2 tRNA genes and 2 rRNA genes are annotated in these 1,261 nt (G+C 50.9%); all 4 read left to right on the top strand.

Annotation, left to right across the window (positions count from 1 at the left end):
- A 16S ribosomal RNA gene (locus USG84_RS23995) occupies positions 1–91 on the top strand; the annotation flags it as partial.
- Positions 92–160: 69 nt separating this feature from the next.
- Positions 161–237: transfer RNA gene (locus tag USG84_RS23990), tRNA-Ile, on the top strand.
- A gap of 42 nt (positions 238–279) precedes the next feature.
- A tRNA-Ala gene (locus tag USG84_RS23985) sits at positions 280–355 on the top strand.
- Between the two features lie 171 nt (positions 356–526).
- Positions 527–1,261, top strand: a 23S ribosomal RNA gene (locus USG84_RS23980); the annotation flags it as partial.

Here is a 1,261-nt window from a genome sequence, read left to right as displayed (position 1 = left end):
CGGGAGGGCGCTTACCACTTTGTGATTCATGACTGGGGTGAAGTCGTAACAAGGTAACCGTAGGGGAACCTGCGGTTGGATCACCTCCTTACCTTAAAGAACCTGCCTTTGCAGTGCTCACACAGATTGTCTGATGAAAAACAGCAGTAAAAATCTCTGCAGGCTTGTAGCTCAGGTGGTTAGAGCGCACCCCTGATAAGGGTGAGGTCGGTGGTTCAAGTCCACTCAGGCCTACCAAACTCCTTTTAAAGGATGAGCGGTACAGAGATTGCAAACGATGGGGCTATAGCTCAGCTGGGAGAGCGCCTGCTTTGCACGCAGGAGGTCTGCGGTTCGATCCCGCATAGCTCCACCATCTTTTACTGCGAACACAAGAAAACTTCAGAGTGAACCTGAAAAGGTGCACTGCGAAGTTTTGCTCTTTAAAAATCTGGATCAAGCTGAAAATTGAAACGACACACATGTTATGTGTGTTCGAGTCTCTCAAATTTTCGCAATCATGAAGTGAAACATCTTCGGGTTGTGAGGTTAAGCGACTAAGCGTACACGGTGGATGCCCTGGCAGTCAGAGGCGATGAAGGACGTGCTAATCTGCGAAAAGCGCCGGCGAGGTGATATGAACCCTTGACCCGGCGATGTCCGAATGGGGAAACCCAGTGTGATTCGTCACACTATCGTTAACTGAATACATAGGTTAACGAGGCGAACCGGGGGAACTGAAACATCTAAGTACCCCGAGGAAAAGAAATCAACCGAGATTCCCCCAGTAGCGGCGAGCGAACGGGGAGCAGCCCGGAGTCTGAATCAGCTTGTGTGTTAGTGGAAGCGTCTGGAAAGTCGCAGGGTACAGGGTGATACTCCCGTACACGAAAATGCACAGGTTGTGAACTCGAAGAGTAGGGCGGGACACGTGGTATCCTGTCTGAATATGGGGGGACCATCCTCCAAGGCTAAATACTCCTGACTGACCGATAGTGAACCAGTACCGTGAGGGAAAGGCGAAAAGAACCCCGGCGAGGGGAGTGAAAAAGAACCTGAAACCGTGTACGTACAAGCAGTGGGAGCACCTTCGTGGTGTGACTGCGTACCTTTTGTATAATGGGTCAGCGACTTATATTCTGTAGCAAGGTTAACCGTATAGGGGAGCCGAAGGGAAACCGAGTCTTAACTGGGCGTTAAGTTGCAGGGTATAGACCCGAAACCCGGTGATCTAGCCATGGGCAGGTTGAAGGTTGGGTAACACTAACTGGAGGACCGAACC

Origin of the sequence: Enterobacter sp. 168J2 (assembly GCF_034107265.1) — a bacterium.
GTDB lineage: Bacteria > Pseudomonadota > Gammaproteobacteria > Enterobacterales > Enterobacteriaceae > Enterobacter > Enterobacter nematophilus.
The sequence above is the reverse complement of the archived record's forward strand: the minus strand, read 5'-3'. Positions and strand labels throughout refer to the sequence as shown.